Origin of the sequence: Corallococcus sp. 4LFB, assembly GCF_046520365.1 — a bacterium.
GTDB lineage: Bacteria > Myxococcota > Myxococcia > Myxococcales > Myxococcaceae > Corallococcus > Corallococcus caeni.
Genome location: NZ_JBKGHJ010000832.1, coordinates 1 through 2,260 on the forward strand (window position 1 = coordinate 1; position 2,260 = coordinate 2,260).

The 2,260-nt window shown below is 72.7% G+C and carries 3 protein-coding genes; all 3 read right to left on the reverse strand.

Features of this window, described 5'->3' with window-relative positions:
* Window positions 1-230, reverse strand: a 230-nt coding sequence (locus tag ACLEQD_RS41710) for a hypothetical protein (protein WP_410391462.1), incomplete at its 3' end; no start/stop codon positions are given.
* A gap of 28 nt (window positions 231-258) precedes the next feature.
* A complete protein-coding gene (locus ACLEQD_RS41715) occupies window positions 259-1,761 on the reverse strand; it encodes a vWA domain-containing protein (protein WP_410391463.1) in 1,503 nt (500 codons plus the stop codon).
* Window positions 1,762-1,899: 138 nt separating this feature from the next.
* The coding region (locus ACLEQD_RS41720) for a response regulator (RefSeq protein WP_410391464.1) at window positions 1,900-2,260 on the reverse strand (361 nt) is incomplete at its 5' end.

Genomic DNA, 2,260 nt, shown 5'->3' on the forward strand with positions numbered 1-2,260 from the left:
GGGCGGGCGTCAGCACCATCGCCGCCGCGCACCAGGGCGTTCTCCGTCACCCGCGGCTTCACCGCGGTGACGGCCGCCGCCATCAGCGCGAAGTAGCCCGGCTCCACCGGGACGCGCAGCACCTGCCGCGCCACGCCGGCCACCATCGCCATGGCCCCGGCGCCCACGAGCGCGGACAGGCAGCGCGACTCGAAGTCCTCCCGCCGGATGAGTTGGATGGAGAGCGACATGGCGCACCGTTCCGTACGTCGGGAGTGACTAGTAGGAGTTGCTCTGCCCGAAGTTCTTCATCGTCTTCTTCTTGAGCGCCATGGACGCATCCCGCACGTCCGCGTCGCTCCGGGCGTTCCCGTAGGCTGCCTGGGTCTGGTCCACGTCCGCAAGCTCCCCCGAGAGCGCGGCCGCCGAGGTGCCGAAGAGTCGACGCGCGTTGCCCAGCAGGTCGAGCGCCCCCCTGCGGTCGCCGCTCTTCATCGCCTCCGCGGCCGCTTGCAGCTGCTGCGTGCCCAGCGCGCGGATGGCGTGGACGCGCACGTCGCGGTCCAGGTTCGCGTGCACCACCTGGACGTCGTCCGTCACCTTCGCGCCCAGGGCCAGCGTCACCCGCGACGGCAGGTTGGCCGTCACGTCCACGTACGCCACCGCGGCGTCCAGCACGTTCATGTCCTTCGCGTCCGAGGGCGCGTCCAGCGTCAGCTTCACCACCACGCGCGCGGACTGGCCGCCCGTCAAATCGTAGAGGGGGATGCGCACGGTGTCGCCCTCGCGCGTGGACGGCAGGCCCATCACCTCCACGCCGCTCACGCCGGGCGGCAGCGTCAGCGTCAGGCTCACGTTGCGAGCGACGGTGCTGGCGGCCTGCTCCAGCTCGCGGGTGAAGATGGAGGCCAGCTGCGAGGAGTCGCTGATGAAGCCGGAGAAGCCGCCGCCGCGCTCGGCCATGCCGCGCATCAGCGTGTCGTTGAAGCCCGTGCCCACGCCCAGCGCGCTCACGGTGATGCCCGTCTCGCGGATCCTCCCCACCTCGGAGAAGAGCCCGGCGTTGGACGTCACGCCTTCGGTGGGCTCGCCGTCGCTCAGCAGGATGGCGCGCGTCACCCGGTAGTCGCTGGCGTACGCGCGCACCGCCTCCGCGCCCGCCACCAGCCCGCCGCTCATGTTCGTGCCGCCGTTCACCTGGATGGCCTCGATGGTGCCCAGGAGCTCGCGGCGCGTGGTGTCGTCAATCTTCACGCTGGGCACCACCGTCACGTCGGAGCCGTAGTGCACCAGCGCCAGCCGGTCCCCCTCGCGCAGCTGCCGCACCAGCTCCTGGGCCGCGCGCTTCGCGTCCGCCAGCTTGCCGCCATCCATGGAGCCGGAGCGGTCCACCACCAGCGCCAGGTTCACCGGCACGCGCTGGGTCTTCTCCGGCAGGCGCGCGGACAGCTCGAACACCGCGAAGGCTTCCCCAGGCCCCGCCTTCACGTAGGCGCCGGACAGCTTGCCCGTGAGCTCCACCGGGCCGCCGTTGCCGGACGCGGGCTGGCCCAGCACGACGGGCAGCACCCCGTTGACGGCCGCTTCACCCGGCTGCACCACGGTGTGGGTCTGGTCCAGGGCCCCCGGGGTGGGCGCGCCCCGGCGCGTGTGCCCGTTGGGGCGGGTGTCGACCATGGGCGGGTGCGACGAGGTCTTCGCGAAGAACGAACGCGCGTCGAGCGCGAGCGCGCCCAGGAACAGCAGGCCAGCGAGGGACAGCAGCAGTTTGGTGCGGTTCATGCGCGGCGGACCTTCCCCCAAGGGGTGCGAGCGGACGAGCACACGCTCGCAGAGCCGTCCTGTGGGCGCATCGGTCACCGGGAGGACCCTCCTCCCGATGACCGATGGGGCGGATCCGGACCCGGAGACGGCCTGGGCTCAGCCCGCGTCCGGCGGGCCGTGCCGCACCAGCTCCTCCACGGCGCCGCGCACGCGCGCCTCGTCGAAGGGCTTCTCCAGCAGCGGGTTGGGGATGCGCTCCAGGAACTCGCGCGCGCCCGAGGTGAAGGCGCCGCCGGACACGAAGACGAAGCGGCGCTCCAGGCCCGGGTATTCGCGCCGCACGGCCTCGTACACGTCGCGGCCGGCGAGGTCCGGCATCATCACGTCGCACAGCACCGCGTCGAAGCCCGGGGCCCGCGACATGCGCTCCAGCGCCTGGCGCCCGCTCGTGGCCACCTCCACGTCGTGGCCGCGCAACAGCCGCTGGAGCACGCGGCCCACCGCGGGCTCGTCGTCC